Origin of the sequence: Halioglobus japonicus (genome assembly GCF_001983995.1) — a bacterium.
Lineage (GTDB): Bacteria > Pseudomonadota > Gammaproteobacteria > Pseudomonadales > Halieaceae > Halioglobus > Halioglobus japonicus.
On sequence record NZ_CP019450.1, the window covers coordinates 1,059,963 to 1,075,715 of the forward strand.

Genomic DNA, 15,753 nt, shown 5'->3' on the forward strand with positions numbered 1-15,753 from the left:
CCACGCGATGGCCCCCGAACGCGAGATTGAGAATTTGGTGTATCGCTATGCCGAGCTCATTGATGAAGGCCAATTCGATACCCTGGCCGCGTTGTTTGCCCGGGCGCAATATGTCGACCAGGATGGCAATGTGCTGGGTGAAGGTGCCGAGGCCATTGGTGAAATCTATCGTGGCTTCACCCGGCTTTACCCGGAAGGCACACCTCGATCACACCATGTCACCACCAATGTTATCATCGAAGTGTCAGGGCAGACGGCGAGCGCGCGTTCCTACTTTACGGTGCTGCAGGCGACCGATAACCTGCCGCTGCAGCCGATTATCGCTGGCCGCTATCACGATACCTTTGCCTGCGATGCTGACGGCTGGTATTTCACCCGCCGCCAGGTGTTGATGCGCCTCGCCGGCGACCTAAGCCAGCATTTGCTGGTGGCCCTGCCAGAAACTTAGAGCCGGAAAGGCAGATCCCGCAGACGCTGCCCTGTGGCCGCGTAAATCGCGTTGCCCAATGCTGCCGGTGCAGGCGGTGTGCCGGGTTCGCCCACACCAGTGGGTGGTGCGTCGGATTCGACAATTGTGACGGCAATTTCCGGCGCTTCGCTCATGCGTAGCGTCGGATAGTCGTGGAAATTACCCTGTACCGCGGCACCGTCCTTGAAGGTCACCTCGCCATAGAGCGCCGCGGACAGGCCAAACAACATGCCGCCCTCCATTTGCTGGCGAACGATGTCCGGGTTGACGGCCCGGCCACAGTGGACCGCAACGTAACCCTTCTCGAGTCTGGGCTTGCCGTTGGCAATAGAGATTTCAACGACCTCGGCTACCACAGAGTGGAACGACTCGTGTACGGCGACGCCCTGATAATGCCCAAGCGGCGCATTGCCCCAGTTACTGAGCTTCTCGACGGCGTCCAGAGCCTGGCGATGGCGACTGTCCGCAGGCAGATGTCTGCGGCGGAATGCAATCGGGTCTTCGCCAACGGCCACTGCCAACTCATCAACAAAACTCTCGGCAAAGAAACCATTGTGGCTGTGGCCGACGGAGCGCCAGGCGCCAAGCCGAACCGGCGTTTCGACATTGCGATAGCCCATGTAGATGTGATCAAAGGCATAGGGGATGTCCTTCAGGCCCTCAGTGGCTGAACCATCTTTCTTCGCGGCCATATCGGCCCCGAAGTCGATCAGGAAATCGGGAATCCAGCTCGGCAGAATACCCACCGACATATTCTGCACATTGTGCTGCATCAGGCTGGGGCCTGCCAGCCAGTTTTCCCAGCTGAGGACCTCGCCGTTGCTGCCCAGGCGGGCCCGGAATCGGGTTTTCATGGGCGGGCGGAAGTAGTCGTGGCGAGTGTCGTCCTCACGGCTCCACACCAGACGCACGGGCTCACCCACTGCGCGTGCAATCTGGGCGGCCTCAAACACATTGTCCGGGATGGCCCGGCGGCCGAAGCCGCCGCCGAGGAATTGGTTGTGTACGGTGATCTTGTCGTCGTCGATGCCCAGCGCCTTGCTGGCAAAGCTGCGGGCGAGGTCAGGTGCCTGCACGCCCACCCACACATCAGCGCTGTCGCCGTTAATGGCCACCGTGGCATTCATTGGCTCCATGGTGGCGTGGGCCAGGAACGGCGCCGAGTATTCCACCTCGATCTGGTCTGCCGCCCCGGATGCCGGGGGCTTGCCATCATCGCGAACAGTGGCAAAGTCGTCGCCATCCAGAGCCTCGGATAGCACCTGCTCAATGGATGCACTGTCGACCAGCGGTGACTCGCTCTGCTGCCACTGGATCGTGACTTTCTCTGCCGCCTTGCGCGCCCGCCAGTAGTTAGTGGCGACGACAGCGACACCGCTGTCGATCTGGACAATGTGCTTCACCCCATTGAGTTTGCGGGCCTCGGAAGCGTCGAAGCTGGTCACGGGGCCGTGAGCAATCGGGGGACGGACCACCACGGCAACCAGTGCATCGGCGGGGCCGGCGTCGATACCGAAGTTGGCACTGCCTTCCACCTTTGGCTGGTTGTCCAGGCGCTGGTTCTGTTGGCCAATCACGTTGAACCGGGACGCGCTTTTGAGGGCGACCTTGCGGGGTACGGGTAATGCCGCTGCGGCACTGGCCAGCTCACCGTAGCTGTAACTGATACTGCCGTCGGCGGTAGCGATGACGCCGTCACCAGCGTGGAGTTCCTGCTCGGGGTGGCCACTGCGATCCACGGCTGCGGCCATCAGCATGGCCATGGCAGTGGCGCCGGTCTGGCGCAGGGGTTCATAGAGAACGCGGATGGCGTTACTGCCACCGGTAATTTGCAGATAGTATTCAGGATCGCGGAAGGCGTCGTCCACATGGGCCATTTCGTAGCGGATCTGGTCCGGAGCGACCTCAAGCTCTTCAGCAATCAGACTGAGCATGCCAGTGACGGTGCCCTGGCCCATCTCTGTCTTATGCACCTGGACGATGATGTCGCCCCCGGGGGTGATTTTCAGAAAGGCATCGGGTGCAAGTTCGGTGTCGTCGCCCAGGGCGCTGGCGCAGCCCTGCAAGTGAAAACCGAGGGTCAGCCCTCCGCCAATGACGGAGACGTTGCGCAGAAAGTCTCGTCTGCTCAGGCTCATGCGTTCACCTCCGGTTCCCAGTTCTGGACGGCGGATGCGGCGCGCTTAATAGCATTGCGGATGCGGCCATAGGTGCCGCAGCGACAGATATTGCCGGACATGGCGCTGTCGATTTCCGCGTCACTGGGGTCGGGATTGCTGGCCAGCAGTGAGGCCGCGGACATGATCTGGCCGGACTGGCAGTAGCCGCACTGCGGCACATTCTCTGCTACCCAGGCTTGCTGCAGGGGGTGATCGCCCTTGGTCGCCAGCCCTTCAATGGTGGTAATGGCCTTGCCTTCGGCCAGGCTGATGGGCAGGGAGCAGCTGCGTACGGCTGCTCCCTCCAGGTGCACGGTGCAGGCGCCACACAGGCCCATGCCGCAACCGAACTTGGTGCCGGTAAAGTTGAGCTCATCGCGCAGCACCCAAAGCAGCGGGGTATCTGGCTCAATGTCGATCTGCACTTCGCTGCCGTTGAGGACGAAGGTAATGGTTTGTGTCTCCACAGTGAAACTCCGTTTGTATCGCTACGGGTATGTTACGGATTGTTGCTTAAGCCGGGATTAACAATTGGTTAGTTTTGTGGCTTTTTGGTGGTGGCACGCAACAGGAAGTAGCCGGCAAAACCGGCAATCGCCGAGGCCAGCAGAATACCGGTCTTGGCGGCGAGCAACTCTTCCGGCTTGCCGGCGAAACCCAGGTCTGCAATAAAAATCGACATGGTAAAGCCAATGCCGCCCAGTAAGCCTACGCCGGTGATGTGCTTCATATTGAGCTCGTCGGGCAGCTTGGCCCAGCCAAGTTTTATGGCAATCCAGGTGAATCCGGCGATGCCCAGGGGCTTGCCGAGCAGCAAGCCGCACAGCACCCCGAGGGTGATCGGGCTGCTGACGGCGCTGCCAAACTCGGCAAACTCGATGGGAATGCCGGCATTGGCCAGCGCAAAGATCGGAATCACCAGGTAGGCAACCGGCAAGTGCAGGGAGTGCTCGAGGCGCTGCGCCGGTGCCTGTACCAGCTGGACCCCGTCGCCCATGGCGATTACCAGCGAGCGGAACCGGTTGTTGTGAATAATGTCGGGGTTTTCTGCCACAGACTTCTGCATGGCAACAGTGCTGTCCTTGACTCGGTCGATAAAGGTCTCGGCTTCGAATTTGGGGCGTATCGGGATCACGAAGGCCACGACAATGCCTGCAATCGTGGCGTGAATACCGCTGGCGAGCATGGCTGTCCACAGCAGAATGCCCACGGCGGCATAGGGCAGCGGGCGACGGACACCACCCAGGTTGAACGATAGCAGCACGAAGGTAAACATGCCCGCATAAAACAGGGCCATGGTATCCAGGCTATCGGTATAGAACAGTGCAATCACTGCGACCGCGCCCAGGTCATCGACAATGGCCAGGGCGATCAAAAAGGTGATCAGGGTCTTGGGTATACGCGGCCCCAACAGGCTCAGGGCACCGATGGCGAAGGCGATGTCGGTGGCCATGGGAATACCCCAGCCCTTGGCATCGGGCCCGGACGTGTTGAATACAAAATAGCCCAGGGCGGGGATGAGCATGCCGCCAATCGCGGCACTGATGGGCAGCATCGCCTGGCTGGGGGACGACAGTTCACCCACCAGCAATTCCCGCTTGAGTTCCAGGCCCATGATGAAGAAGAACATCGCCATTAGCGCTTCGTTAATCCAGTGGTGAATGGACAACGAGAAGGACTTTTCCCCCAGACTGATGGCCAGTTCCTTGTGCAGGAAGTGTTCATAGCTGTAGTGGAGGGGACTGTTGGCAATGAACAGCGCAACAACGGCGCAAATCATCAGCAGAATGCCCGAGGTGGTCTGGCGATGGATAAACTCTTCCAGCGGCGTGAGGATGCTGTCGAAAGATTTTTCCCAGGGGGCGTGATAGACGCCTTTGGCCATAGCGGTGCTCCGAGATCTTTGGGTACTGCAGGTACGGCGGTGTATCTTAGCGCCGAAGCCTTCCCGGGTATAGCTTGACTCAGGCCGCCGCAGGGCGCACTTTCCTTGATCTTCGACAAACCACCGAGGTGCCGCGGGGCCTACAATGGTGCAGTGTCAGATGGAGATAAAGGAGTTAGCCGATGTTGAAAACGGTACTTGAACTCGTCCAGGAAGCCCGTGCGGGGCTGCGTTGCCTGGACGCGGCCGCCGCCAGGGTGGAGTGCGCAGCGAAGCATGGCACGGTGGTGGATGTGCGTGAACCCGGCGAGGTGAGCGCCCAGGCTGTCGCTGGCTCCGTTAATATCCCCAGGGGTGTACTGGAGATGAAAATCACCGATATCGCGCCCGACGCACAGCACCCGCTGTATCTGCACTGTGCGACCGGTGGCCGCGCCACTTTGGCGGCCCGGCAGTTGGAAACCATGGGCTACCGCAATGCGACGGTGATTACCTGCCCGATCGATGCGGTGTGCGCCGCCATGGCAGACTAGCTGGCCAGCGCGGGCGCACCCTCGACCAGGAACGGGCCATCGACGCACAGGCGGCGGCCGTCTGGCGCTGCGCAGGCACCGCAAATACCCACGCCGCATTTGGTCAGGTAATCGATGGCGCTGAATATCTGGTCGTCTCGACAGAATTCCTTCTGCACCGCGATGGCCGCCAATACCATGGGCTCGGGGCCGCAGTTGTAAAACACCAGTTTGTCGCGTTCTTCGGCGGACATTTCCTGCAGGCGCTCGCGCAGCAACTCGGTGACCACGCCCTGGAAGCCGGCGCTACCGTCATCGGTAGCGACATGCACATCGGCAATCTGCTTGCACTCCTCGAGGAAGTACAGGCGCTCGGCGGTGCGCGCCCCGGCAAATACCTCGGCGTTGCCGAAATCCCGGGCGATCTGGTACACGGCGGCAAGGCCAGTACCGCCGGCAACAGCCATGATTTTCTGGTCTTCCGCGGGATCCACGGGAATGCCGTGGGGGCCGCGCACATAGCATTCGGTGCCAATGTCGAGGTCGAGCATGGCGTGGGTGAATTCGCCCACATCGATGATGACCAGCGAGAACGGGTCGTCAGTGAGCGCCGAGAAGGGCTTTTCGCCGATGCCCGGTACCCACAGGAATACGAACTCACCGGCCTGAACGTTGATTTTGCGATCGAAGGTCATGATGGTGATGTCGTCACAGACCTTCTCATTCTTCATCAGGGTGACGGGCTTGAAGTTCATGTCCACGTCGTAGCGAATATGAGTCTCGGCGCGGTTGTTGCCGCTTTCCAGGTCCGCAGTGACCGCCTTGAAGTAGTCGTCGATCTCTTGAGTAGTCAGTCCGACCAGGGCTGAGCCCACGCCGATAACGTCTGCCCCTGCCTGTTGGAATGCGCGGACATCGTCTGCACTGGAGATACCGCCGCAGCCAATAATGGGCAGGTCGGTGACGGCGCGGATCTCGCGCACGCATTTCAGGGCAATGGGCAGTGCGCCCTTACCGGACATGCCGCCGGCACCATTGGATAGCACCGGGTGGCCGTGGGCCGAGGTATAGCCGGGCCCTACCGTGTTAATGGCACACAGGCCGTCGGCGCCGCCGGCCTCGGCTGCCTTGGCTATGGCGCCGATATCGGGGGTGTTGGGGGTCAGTTTGGCGACCACCGGAATATCCACTGCAGCCTTCACCGCGCTGACAATCGCCTTCACCATCTCTGGGTCCTGGCCCATGGCCATGCCGTAACCCTTGGCGTGGGGGCAGGAGAGGTTCAGTTCCAGGCCGTCGGAGACCGGTGCCAGGATCTTCGCCACCTCGACAAATTCCTCGACGCTGCCGCCGAAGATCGAGGTCAGCAGGAAGCGGTCTTCCGGCACATTCAGCTTCGCCAATGATTCGGCCGAGGCGGCCGGCCCGGCATTGGTGAGGCCCACGGCGTTCACGAAGCAGCCCGGCGCATATTGGCTCAGCACCGGCTCGCGGTAGCCCAATCTCGGCTCGGGTCCAATACTTTTGGTGGTGATCACGCCCACTTCGGGGATGTTGTCGAAGAAATACTGCATGATTGGCGCAGCAGTGGTAACGATACCGGAGGGCACGGTAAATGGGCCTGACAAGGTTTTGCCGAAGAATTCAATGCTCACGGGCTGTTCTCAATCGTGTGGTGTGGGTCGCTAGATGGGTCGAATTATAGAGGGATTCAAGGCCTCGCGCAGATATTTCGCCGCTGTACGTCTCACTGGCTTACAGCCCACTTTAATATGAGCTCGTTCGAGCGGTAAAAAGTGGTACGGAAAACCCTGATCGCAACCAGATGAGGTGGCTACGGAGTGGCATCACTGCTTGAAGAACTAAAGCGTCGCAACGTCATACGCGTGGCCGAAAGCTGCCTCGTGCTGGCGCGGGTGTCGGGCGTGATGGATTACGATTTGTACCAATTCTGGCCCGAGGGTCCGAGTGACCCGAACTACTGCGTGATTCGGGTCGACCCGGAGCGGGTGGAGTTGTCCAAGATGTTCGGTACTATGGATAAGCGCGTCTGGCGGGCCTAGTGCTCAGCCTTTCGTCAGGTCGCGAATATCTGTTGAGGTGCCGTTGGTTTTGACCGACTCAACGCCGTTGTCGCAGCCGGATTCCGACGTGTACATCTGGCTCTGGCCGATCACCTGGTGATTGGCGGCTTTCAGGACAAAGTAATGCTTGTCGTCCCCTGATGCCTTGCATTCATAGCGATCGGCGTCGCTGCAATTTTTCTGTACTGAGGCAATACCGTTCTCGGCAGCGCCCCTGCTGCTGTACATCTCACTCTTGAGGATGTTCTGGCCATTCCCGGCCACAAGGTTAAAGAAGAATTCGCCGTTTTTGGCGAGTTTAAGTTCATAGTATCCGGCCATCATAAAACTCCTCGGAATGGTGGGCGGCCCCGGTGGCTGCCCGGCTGTTTCAGCTTAGTCTGTGGCCGGAGTTTCGCCAGTCAGGTGCCGCAGAATGTCCGCTGTACGATTTCCTGGGGCATGGGTGGCACCGCATAGTGCGCGCAGTCTTCCCGCCATGTGTAAGGATCTTCCAGACACGCCCCCAGGGCGTGAAACGCGCGGAAGTCCTGCTCATCCTCGGCGGCACGAATGGCTTCTTCCACCCGGTGATTGCGGGGAATAAATACGGGATTGGCCAGTCGCATTCGCTCCGCCCGGGTCTCTGGGGTGAGTGGGTCGTTGGTGAGCCGTCTGCGCCACTGGGCCAGCCAGAGCTCGAAGGCCGGTGTGAACTCAAACCATGGGTCAATGTCGCTTCCCTCATCGCGCGCCAGTTCATAGAGGCGCCTGAAGGCCAGGGTGAAGTCGCACTTCTCAGCTTCGAGCAACGCGAAAAAGTCTTCGATGAGCTTGTTGTCTGGCTCGGTAATCTCGGCCAGGCCGAACTTATTGGCCATGCCTTGATGATGGGCCAGCTGATACTGCCCCGGAAAGCTGTCTACCGCTGCCTGTGCCAGGGGGACGGCCTCTTCCTGTGATTCGTGGAGTAGCGGCAATAGTGCCTGGGCCAGGGTCGCCAGATTCCAGTGTGCGATGGCCGGCTGATTGGCGTAGGCGTAGCGGCCGTGCTGGTCAATGGAAGAGAACACCTTGCCAGCGCTGAATTCATCCATGAATGCGCAGGGCCCGAAGTCCACGGTTTCGCCGCCAATCAGCATATTGTCGGTGTTCATGACGCCGTGAATAAAGCCCAGGCACATCCACTGGGCTACCAATTCGGCCTGTGCCGAGATGACGCTGTTGAGTAGCGCCAGTGGCTGGTTGGGCGCATCTGCCTGGTCGGGATAATGGCGCTGCAGCGCGTACTCGCTGAGAGTCTGCAGGGCTTCCTGTTCGCCGCGTGCCGCGAAGAACTGGAAGGTGCCAATACGGATATGGCTGGAAGCGACCCGGGCCATGACAGCCCCCGGCAGAGGGTATTCTCTGGACACGTCCTCGCCGGTGCTGACGGCCGCCAGGGCGCGGGTGGAGGGTATGCCCAGGGCATGGAATGCTTCGCTCAGCAGATACTCGCGAATCACCGGCCCCATAGGTGAGCGCCCATCGCCGCCGCGGGAATAGGGCGTGGGGCCCGAGCCTTTCAGCTGGATGTCGAAACGTTGTCCATCTACAGTGACAACCTCGCCCAGCAGCACGGCGCGACCGTCGCCGAGCTGCGGGTTGTAACTCCCGAACTGGTGTCCCGCGTAGACCGCTGCCAACGGCTCGGCGAGCTCAGGTACCGTATTACCCGCGATAACGTCAGTTCCCTCGGGGGATGCGAGCCAGTCAGGGTCGATACCCAGGTATTCTGCGAGTGGCCTGTTTACGGCAATCGGCCCAGGTACGCGAACTGGTGTGGGCGCCTGGCGCGTATAAAAGAGGTCGGGCAGGCGGGCGTAGCTGTTGTCAAACGGGATCGAACCCATGATAGGAATTGTCCTGTGGTAGTGCTATCTGCTATATACGTCAGGTTCGGAATGATAGCCTAAAGCGCTCATGGGAGCCGGAGTTAGTTTATGTCCAGAAAGACCTGGGACACCCTTATCCAGAATGCCACTGTTTTCGATGGCAGCGGCGATAAGCCAAGAGAGATGGACATTGCCATCAAGCGCGGCAAGATTGCCGCCATGGGTATGTTCTTGCCGCGGTCCATGGCCGACGAGGTTATTGACGCCACTGGTAAGTGGGTGACACCGGGGCTGCTGGATATTCATACTCACCTGGACCTCGAGGTCGACCTCGAACCCGGGCTGCCTGAAGTCGTGCGCCACGGAACGACCACCGTGCTGGTGGGGAACTGTAGCCTGGGTACGGCATTCGGGAGTCAGCGGGTGGGTGACCAGGATCCGATCGTGGATTGTTTCACTCGTGTGGAGAACATCCCCAAGTCAGTGTTGCGCAAGGCTGCCGAGGCGGTCACCTGGGATTCCACCGGCGAATACATGGATCATTTCGATGATATGCCCCTGGGGCCTAACATCGGCATTTTCATTCCGCACTCCATGCTGCGCATTGAGGTCATGGGTCTGGAAGCCAGCATTAGCCGTGAACCTACCGAGGCCGAACTGGTGCGGATGGAGAGCCTGCTGGACACGGCGATGGACCAGGGCTACCTGGGCATGTCCACCGATGGCCTGCCCTTCCATTATCTGGCGAACTCACCGCACACGGACAAACGCATTCCAACCCAGTTTGCCAGTTTCGGTGAGCTGAAGCGTCTGCTGCGGGTGGTGCGTAACCGCAATCGTGTCTGGCAGACCACGCCCATTATTGAAAACCGCGCCAAGGCATTCCTGTATTTCGCACTCACCAGCGGCCGCCTGTTCGGCAAAACGTTGAAGACGTCGGCACTGTCGGTGATGGAGTTTGTGCTCGCGCCCAAGGTACACCGGGGTTTTCTGGGTTTTGCCGCACTGATGAACAGCAAGTTGTTCAAGGGCAATATGCATTTTCAGGCATTGGGAACCAACTTCCGGGTCTGGTCCGACGGTATTGTCAGCCCACTGTTTGAAGAACTGGATTCAACTGCCGAACTCATCGCCAAAGAATACGATGATGTTGAAGGGCGCATGGCGCTGCTCAACGACCCCGCCTGGGTGGAGCGGTTCCGCAGCGACTGGTTGCACGGCCGCGTTGGCAAGGGCCTGGCCGGGCTGAAGACCAAGCTGGGTATGCCTGACAACCTGGTGCCCCGTGAGTTGCGGATGATGATCTTTGACGGGGCGCCGGTGTCCGAGTGGGAAGGCGAGAGCCTGCAGGATGTCTATAATCGTGTGCAGCGCTACCAGCGCGGCCAGTCGGACCAGGCTCGATCGGATGCAGAACGCGAGGCCTTTGACAGGTTCCCGCGCACGATGGCCGATGACGCCGATTTCATGCTTGCCTTGCTGCGTGAGTATGACAAGGGCTTCCGTTTCTGGGTGGACATTGGCAATCAGGGCAAACGCGCCACGCTGGATTTCCTGTTGCACAAAAATGCCATGCCCGGTTTCAACGATTCCGGCGCGCATATCACCAACATGGCCTTCTTCGATTCCAATCTGAGTTCGTTGAAGCTGGCCTACAACCAGTCGATGGAAACCGTGGCCACCATGGTCAAGCGTCTCACCAGTGAGCCGGCGGCGTTCTTCGGCCTGGAGGATGTGGGCAAGCTGGAACTGGGTGCCCAGGCCGACCTGGTGATAATCGACCCGGAAGCCTTGGCTAACTGGGATGACAACGAAAACCGGATTCTCGCCTATCGGGAGCTGTTCGAGCACAACCAGATGCTGAGTCGCTCCGATGGGGTGGTCACCCACACGTTCATTAATGGTGAACAGGTCTGGTGCGACGGTGCGGTGACCGAGGCCCTGGGCAGTAAGCCGCTGGGCCGGGCACTGCGCGCGGCCTAACACCCGGCCGCGCGTCAGTCGGTGCGGGGTATCAGTCCGGGAATGGGTGCTCTGTCTGCCAGTGACGTGCAATCTCAATACGGCGGGCAAACCAGACCTGGCTGTGAGACTGAGCGTATTCGACAAAACGCTTGAGAGCCGCGAAGCGCCCTGGGCGCCCGACCAGGCGACAATGCAGGCCGATAGACATCATTTTGGGCGCGTCGACGCCTTCGGCATAGAGGGTGTCGAAACTGTCCTTGAGGTAGCTGAAGAACTGGTCACCGCTATTAAAACCCTGTGGTGTGGCAAAGCGCATATCGTTGGCATCCAGGGTATAGGGCACGATTAATTGGTGCTTGTCCGCATCGGTATACCAGAAAGGCAGATCGTCACTGTAGTCATCGGCGTCATAGACAAACCCGCCATCTTCCATGACCAATTTGCGCGTCTGCGGGCTGGTGCGGCCGGTATACCAGCCCAGCGGTCGCTTGCCTGTGAGTCTTTTGTGAATTTCGATGGCCTGTTGCATGTGCTGTCGCTCGACGTCCTCCTCCACGTACTGGTAATCGATCCAGCGCAGGCCGTGAGAGCAGATCTCATGACCATCGCGCAGCATGGCCTCGACAACCTCGGGGTGACGCTGCATGGCAGAGGCGACACCGAATACGGTGACCGGTACCTCGCGCTCTCTGAACAGCCGCAGCAGCCGCCACACACCGACGCGTGACCCGTATTCGTAGATCGACTCCATACTCATATGGCGGGTGCCCTGGCGGGCATCGGCTCCGATGATTTCCGATAGGAACTTCTCGGAGGTCGGGTCGCCGTGAAGAATGCAGTTTTCGCCGCCCTCTTCGTAATTGATGACAAACTGTATGGCGATACGGGACTGATTTGGCCAGTTGGCTTGCGGCGTGGTTTCGCCGTAGCCAATCAGGTTTCTTGGGTAGTGCTGGTTCGACATGGTCGTTCTTTCCGGTCAACTCATGCCAGCGTCTGGCTGGCATGAGTCAGGTTGGCATTATTGGCCGACAGTCGCGTCGGGCCGGCTTTCCAGTGGCGGCAACATGCCTGCATCGACAATAAAATCAATGATGTCCTTTAAACCTTCCTCTTGCTTCAGATTGGAAAAGACGAAGGGGCGATCGCCGCGCATTTTAGTGGCGTCGCGATCCATGACTTGCAGTGAGGCACCGACGATAGGAGCGAGGTCGGTCTTATTGATAATGAGCAGGTCGGAGCGGGTAATACCTGGGCCTCCCTTGCGGGGTATTTTGTCGCCCGCAGATACGTCAATCACGTACAGTGTGAGATCAGACAATTCCGGGCTGAACGTTGCACTCAGGTTGTCGCCGCCACTCTCTACAAACACTATGTCCAATTCGCCGTGGCGCTTTTGAAGTTCGTCGATCGCAGCGAGGTTCATGGAGGCATCTTCACGAATGGCAGTGTGCGGGCAGCCCCCGGTCTCTACGCCGATGATTCGATCCGCTTCCAATGCCTCGTGCTCTGTGAGGAACTTGGCATCTTCCTTGGTATAAATGTCGTTGGTGACTACTGCGATGTCATAGACGTCGCGCAGGTGGCTGCAGAGCGCGCGCAGCAGGGCTGTCTTACCGGAGCCTACAGGGCCGCCGACACCAACTCGCAAAGTTTGTTTTACAGTCATGTATCTCTCCTTCAGGAACGGAACAGGCGGGAGTACTGAGACTCGTGACGGCAGCTGGCCAATGCCAGTGCCGGCAGTGACCCGCCAATATCTATATCTTCAAGTTGTTTGGCTGCGCTCAGGCAGGCTTCCAGATCGGCCTGCAGCAGGCTGATCAATTGCTGGGCGGCCGTTTGTCCAAGTGGCACCAGTTTGGTCGCGGCCGCGGCTTGGTTTTCCAGCCAGGACCACAGGTAACCTCGACATGTACTGTCTTCGTCGATACCCCAGTGCGCAGCGGCGCAGGCGAAAATAGTTACAAAACTTTGCTCGCCGTCGATCGCGGGCAGTGGCATATCAAGGTCGCCCAGCAGGCGCGCCAGTGCCTGCCCCATTGCTGTGTCAGTGAGGCGTAATTCTGCAGTTTCGCGGCAGGCCAGCGCCAGCGCATTGTTGTAGTTTAGAGTATGGATGTCGCCGGACAGGCTGGCCCGGTGCTGTCGCAGCAGTAGTGGCAGATCAACCCGCCCCAGCGAGAATGCCAGTTGTTGGCGCAACCAGTCAGCGGTGCTGTCGCGGTCAGTAAGCCAGCCGGCATCGACGGCATACTCCATACCCTGCGAGAACGCATAGCCCCCTACCGGCAGGGCTGGGCTGGAGAGCTGCAGCAGTCGCAACAGCGCGCTGTCAGTGGTGATGGCCATGTCCCCCCCGAGCGTAGGCACCGGATTCGGGAACGAATACCGCCTGGGTGCTAACCGTTGCCAGGCCCAGTTCGCTGAGCATTTCTTCCAGCACATGGTCCGGGGAAATACGCAGCCAGCCGGCGCCGATCTGTACCTTGGTATGACGATTGCCCAGGTGATAGCAGGCGCGGCTGAACAGCAACGCGTCGTCGGTACTGGCTTCCAGCACCGCTTCCCTGGCGCCGTCCACCTGTAAGAATTTGCCACATCGGGTTTTCAGGATCTCTCCAACCTGCAGGGTTTGGCCGCGCTCCAGGAAAATACGGACCTCTTCGCCGTTGCTGGACTCAGCCTTGAAGCGTCCTCGTTCGCGCTGCAGGTGATCGAGTACCACCTGGGCGTGGATGTTGTCAGCCGCAGCCGCGGTCTGGCGTTCGTAAACTTCGAGCATTCCTACCTCAGAACAGGTTGTACAACTGGGCGAGCGGCAGTACATCCGCTGGCTCGCAGGTAAGTAGTTCGCCATCGGCCCTCACCTCATAGGTTTGTGGGTCGACGGTCACCGTGGGCTGCCATGTGTTGAGCAGCATATTGGCTTTGCTAATGGATCGGGTATTGCGGCAGGCCACCATTTTACGGCGCACGCCGAGGGTCTCAGCAATGGCTGCTTCGACGGCTGCTCGCGAGCAGAAAGTGACCGAGGTATGCCGCGCCGCGCCGGCGTGGGCACCAAACATGGGTCGATAGTGGACTGGCTGCGGTGTGGGAATCGATGCATTGGGGTCTCCCATGGGAGCCGCAGCAATAAAGCCGCCCTTTATAATCATCGAAGGTTTGACGCCGAAAAACGCCGGTTTCCACAGTACCAGATCGGCCAGCTTGCCCTCCTCAATTGAGCCGACTTCGTGATCTATGCCGTGCGTAATCGCGGGGTTAATCGTGTACTTGGCGACATAGCGTCGTGCGCGGAAGTTGTCGTGACGCTCGTTGTCCTCGGCCAGAGCGCCGCGCTGTACTTTCATTTTGTGGGCGGTTTGCCAGGTGCGTGTCACCACCTCGCCGACCCGGCCCATCGCCTGGGAGTCCGACGCAATCATGCTGAATGCGCCCAGGTCATGAAATATGTCCTCGGCGGCAATCGTCTCTTTGCGAATTCGCGAGTCAGCGAAAGCAACATCTTCCGGAATAGAGGTGTCCAGATGATGGCATACCATGAGCATATCGAGATGCTCATCTACGGTATTGCGTGTATAGGGCCGGGTCGGGTTGGTCGACGACGGCAGTACGTTGGATTCGGCGCAGGCGCGAATGATATCAGGCGCGTGTCCGCCTCCGGCACCTTCAGTATGGTAGGTGTGAATCGCGCGACCCTTGAACGCAGCCAGAGTATCGCCGACAAAACCGGACTCATTCAAGGTGTCGGTATGAATGGCCACCTGTACGTCGAACCGCTCTGCCACGCCAAGGCAGGTGTCGATGGTAGCAGGCGTGGTGCCCCAGTCCTCGTGGAGTTTTAAACCGCAGGCACCCGCAGCGAGTTGTTCTTCCAGCGGCAGTGCCTGGCTGGCATTGCCCTTGCCCAGGAATCCGAAGTTCATGGGCAGATCATCGGTGGCCTGAAGCATCTTGCCAATGTTCCATGGCCCGGGTGTGCAGGTTGTAGCATTGGTGCCGGTTGCAGGTCCAGTGCCTCCGCCAATCATGGTAGTCACACCCGACATCAGCGCCTCTTCGATCTGCTGTGGGCAGATAAAGTGAATATGCGCATCGACCCCTCCCGCAGTAAGAATCTGTCCTTCGCCGGCGATGACTTCGGTGCCGGGGCCGATAACGATCGTGACGTTGTCCTGAATATCCGGGTTGCCCGCTTTGCCAATGCCGCATATGCGTCCTGTTTTAATGCCGACATCCGCTTTGACGATTCCCCAGTGATCGAGTATCAGGGCGTTGGTAATGACGGTATCTGCCACTTCTGAGCTGGTTAGTTGGCCCTGGCCCATGCCGTCACGAATGACCTTGCCTCCGCCAAACTTTACTTCGTCGCCGTAAACTGTGTAGTCCTTCTCCACTTCGATCAGCAGCGCAGTATCGCCGAGCCTGATACGGTCTCCGGTCGTGGGGCCGAACATGGCGGCATAGGATTTTCTGTCGATGGTAGTCATGCGTCCGCCTCCTCGCTGTCCAGTGGTCCCATCACCTCACCGCGGAAACCATAGACCTCGCGTTTCCCCGCATAGGCGACCAGTTCCACCTCGCGGTCCTGGCCTGGCTCAAAACGAACCGCGGTGCCGGATACGATATTCAGGCGGAAACCACGGGCGGCTTCCCGGTCGAATTCCAGTGACGGATTGACTTCATAGAAGTGGTAGTGGGAGCCCACTTGTATCGGGCGGTCGCCGCTATTTTTGACAAAGAGGGTGACGGTGGTGCGCCCCACGTTGAGTTGCAGATCGCCTTCTGCGGCGAGTATTTCTCCTGGCTTCATGGCCATA

General features: G+C 59.4%; 16 protein-coding genes. 4 read left to right on the forward strand and 12 right to left on the reverse strand.

What is annotated here, in order from left to right; all coding sequences use genetic code 11:
- The first annotated feature begins 7 nt into the window (after positions 1–7).
- The gene (locus tag BST95_RS05000) at positions 8–448 is read left to right on the forward strand and encodes a nuclear transport factor 2 family protein (protein WP_084198404.1); all 441 of its coding nucleotides are present in this window, start codon (positions 8–10) and stop codon (positions 446–448) included.
- Here the strand turns inward: BST95_RS05000 and BST95_RS05005 are convergent.
- The 3 genes from BST95_RS05005 to nhaA form a co-directional block, all read right to left on the reverse strand.
- Positions 445–2,607, reverse strand: a complete 2,163-nt coding sequence (locus BST95_RS05005) for a xanthine dehydrogenase family protein molybdopterin-binding subunit (RefSeq protein ID WP_084198405.1) — start codon at positions 2,605–2,607, stop codon at positions 445–447. The two genes, BST95_RS05000 and BST95_RS05005, sit on opposite strands and share 4 nt — an antisense overlap.
- Positions 2,604–3,095 (reverse strand): (2Fe-2S)-binding protein, encoded by a 492-nt coding sequence (locus BST95_RS05010; protein ID WP_276205918.1) that lies wholly within the window; start codon positions 3,093–3,095, stop codon positions 2,604–2,606. Before BST95_RS05010 ends, BST95_RS05005 begins: the two co-directional genes overlap by 4 nt.
- Positions 3,096–3,163: 68 nt before the next feature.
- Positions 3,164–4,513, reverse strand: coding sequence for a Na+/H+ antiporter NhaA (gene nhaA / locus BST95_RS05015; protein WP_084198406.1), 1,350 nt, complete (start codon positions 4,511–4,513; stop codon positions 3,164–3,166).
- 182 nt (positions 4,514–4,695) lie between these two features.
- Between nhaA and BST95_RS05020 the strand changes: the two genes are divergently transcribed.
- On the forward strand, positions 4,696–5,046 hold the full coding sequence (locus tag BST95_RS05020) for a rhodanese-like domain-containing protein (RefSeq protein ID WP_084198407.1): 351 nt from the start codon (positions 4,696–4,698) through the stop codon (positions 5,044–5,046).
- Here BST95_RS05020 and BST95_RS05025 read toward each other — a convergent pair.
- Positions 5,043–6,680, reverse strand: coding sequence for a tRNA-dihydrouridine synthase (locus tag BST95_RS05025; RefSeq protein WP_084198408.1), 1,638 nt, complete (start codon positions 6,678–6,680; stop codon positions 5,043–5,045). The genes BST95_RS05020 and BST95_RS05025 overlap by 4 nt on opposite strands.
- A gap of 186 nt (positions 6,681–6,866) precedes the next feature.
- Here BST95_RS05025 and BST95_RS05030 point away from each other — a divergent pair, with 186 nt between their 5' ends.
- Complete coding sequence (locus BST95_RS05030) at positions 6,867–7,088, forward strand: hypothetical protein (RefSeq protein ID WP_084198409.1); 222 nt, start codon at positions 6,867–6,869, stop codon at positions 7,086–7,088.
- A gap of 3 nt (positions 7,089–7,091) precedes the next feature.
- Here the strand turns inward: BST95_RS05030 and BST95_RS05035 are convergent, their stop codons facing one another.
- Entirely contained in the window at positions 7,092–7,430 is a 339-nt protein-coding gene (locus tag BST95_RS05035) for a YegP family protein (protein WP_205737326.1), read from the reverse strand.
- Between the two features lie 80 nt (positions 7,431–7,510).
- Positions 7,511–8,980, reverse strand: coding sequence for a protein adenylyltransferase SelO (locus BST95_RS05040; protein ID WP_084198411.1), 1,470 nt, complete (start codon positions 8,978–8,980; stop codon positions 7,511–7,513).
- Positions 8,981–9,070: 90 nt separating this feature from the next.
- On the opposite strand from BST95_RS05040, the gene BST95_RS05045 reads away from it, so the two are divergent.
- A complete protein-coding gene (locus BST95_RS05045; RefSeq protein ID WP_084198412.1) occupies positions 9,071–10,945 on the forward strand; it encodes an N-acyl-D-amino-acid deacylase family protein in 1,875 nt (624 codons plus the stop codon).
- Between the two features lie 31 nt (positions 10,946–10,976).
- On the opposite strand, the gene puuE is transcribed toward BST95_RS05045, so the two are convergent.
- The 6 genes from puuE to BST95_RS05075 are packed head-to-tail and all read right to left on the reverse strand — an operon-like array spanning position 10,977 to position 15,746.
- Positions 10,977–11,891: an allantoinase PuuE gene (gene puuE / locus BST95_RS05050; protein ID WP_084198413.1), complete on the reverse strand. Its 915-nt coding sequence runs from the start codon at positions 11,889–11,891 to the stop codon at positions 10,977–10,979.
- A gap of 57 nt (positions 11,892–11,948) precedes the next feature.
- The gene (ureG, locus tag BST95_RS05055) at positions 11,949–12,596 is read right to left on the reverse strand and encodes an urease accessory protein UreG (RefSeq protein ID WP_084198414.1); all 648 of its coding nucleotides are present in this window, start codon (positions 12,594–12,596) and stop codon (positions 11,949–11,951) included.
- An 11-nt stretch (positions 12,597–12,607) separates the two neighbouring features.
- Positions 12,608–13,279, reverse strand: a complete 672-nt coding sequence (locus BST95_RS05060; RefSeq protein ID WP_084198415.1) for an urease accessory protein UreF — start codon at positions 13,277–13,279, stop codon at positions 12,608–12,610.
- A complete protein-coding gene (gene ureE, locus BST95_RS05065; protein ID WP_066055986.1) occupies positions 13,263–13,712 on the reverse strand; it encodes an urease accessory protein UreE in 450 nt (149 codons plus the stop codon). The genes BST95_RS05060 and ureE overlap by 17 nt, the downstream gene beginning before the upstream one ends.
- A gap of 7 nt (positions 13,713–13,719) precedes the next feature.
- A complete protein-coding gene (gene ureC, locus BST95_RS05070; RefSeq protein WP_084198416.1) occupies positions 13,720–15,423 on the reverse strand; it encodes an urease subunit alpha in 1,704 nt (567 codons plus the stop codon).
- Positions 15,420–15,746 (reverse strand): urease subunit beta, encoded by a 327-nt coding sequence (locus BST95_RS05075; protein ID WP_084201051.1) that lies wholly within the window; start codon positions 15,744–15,746, stop codon positions 15,420–15,422. Before BST95_RS05075 ends, ureC begins: the two co-directional genes overlap by 4 nt.
- Positions 15,747–15,753: the final 7 nt, after the last annotated feature.

What these genes read in the sequence shown, in the direction of transcription:
- BST95_RS05000 (WP_084198404.1), top strand. Translation starts at nt 8, where the DNA reads ATGGCCCCCGAACGCGAGATTGAGAATTTGGTGTATCGCTATGCCGAG.
- BST95_RS05005 (WP_084198405.1), bottom strand. Translation starts at nt 2,607, where the DNA reads ATGAGCCTGAGCAGACGAGACTTTCTGCGCAACGTCTCCGTCATTGGC.
- nhaA (WP_084198406.1), bottom strand. Translation starts at nt 4,513, where the DNA reads ATGGCCAAAGGCGTCTATCACGCCCCCTGGGAAAAATCTTTCGACAGC.
- BST95_RS05020 (WP_084198407.1), top strand. Translation starts at nt 4,696, where the DNA reads ATGTTGAAAACGGTACTTGAACTCGTCCAGGAAGCCCGTGCGGGGCTG.
- BST95_RS05035 (WP_205737326.1), bottom strand. Translation starts at nt 7,430, where the DNA reads ATGGCCGGATACTATGAACTTAAACTCGCCAAAAACGGCGAATTCTTC.
- BST95_RS05040 (WP_084198411.1), bottom strand. Translation starts at nt 8,980, where the DNA reads ATGGGTTCGATCCCGTTTGACAACAGCTACGCCCGCCTGCCCGACCTC.
- BST95_RS05045 (WP_084198412.1), top strand. Translation starts at nt 9,071, where the DNA reads ATGTCCAGAAAGACCTGGGACACCCTTATCCAGAATGCCACTGTTTTC.
- puuE (WP_084198413.1), bottom strand. Translation starts at nt 11,891, where the DNA reads ATGTCGAACCAGCACTACCCAAGAAACCTGATTGGCTACGGCGAAACC.
- ureG (WP_084198414.1), bottom strand. Translation starts at nt 12,596, where the DNA reads ATGACTGTAAAACAAACTTTGCGAGTTGGTGTCGGCGGCCCTGTAGGC.
- BST95_RS05060 (WP_084198415.1), bottom strand. Translation starts at nt 13,279, where the DNA reads ATGGCCATCACCACTGACAGCGCGCTGTTGCGACTGCTGCAGCTCTCC.
- ureE (WP_066055986.1), bottom strand. Translation starts at nt 13,712, where the DNA reads ATGCTCGAAGTTTACGAACGCCAGACCGCGGCTGCGGCTGACAACATC.
- ureC (WP_084198416.1), bottom strand. Translation starts at nt 15,423, where the DNA reads ATGACTACCATCGACAGAAAATCCTATGCCGCCATGTTCGGCCCCACG.
- BST95_RS05075 (WP_084201051.1), bottom strand. Translation starts at nt 15,746, where the DNA reads ATGAAGCCAGGAGAAATACTCGCCGCAGAAGGCGATCTGCAACTCAAC.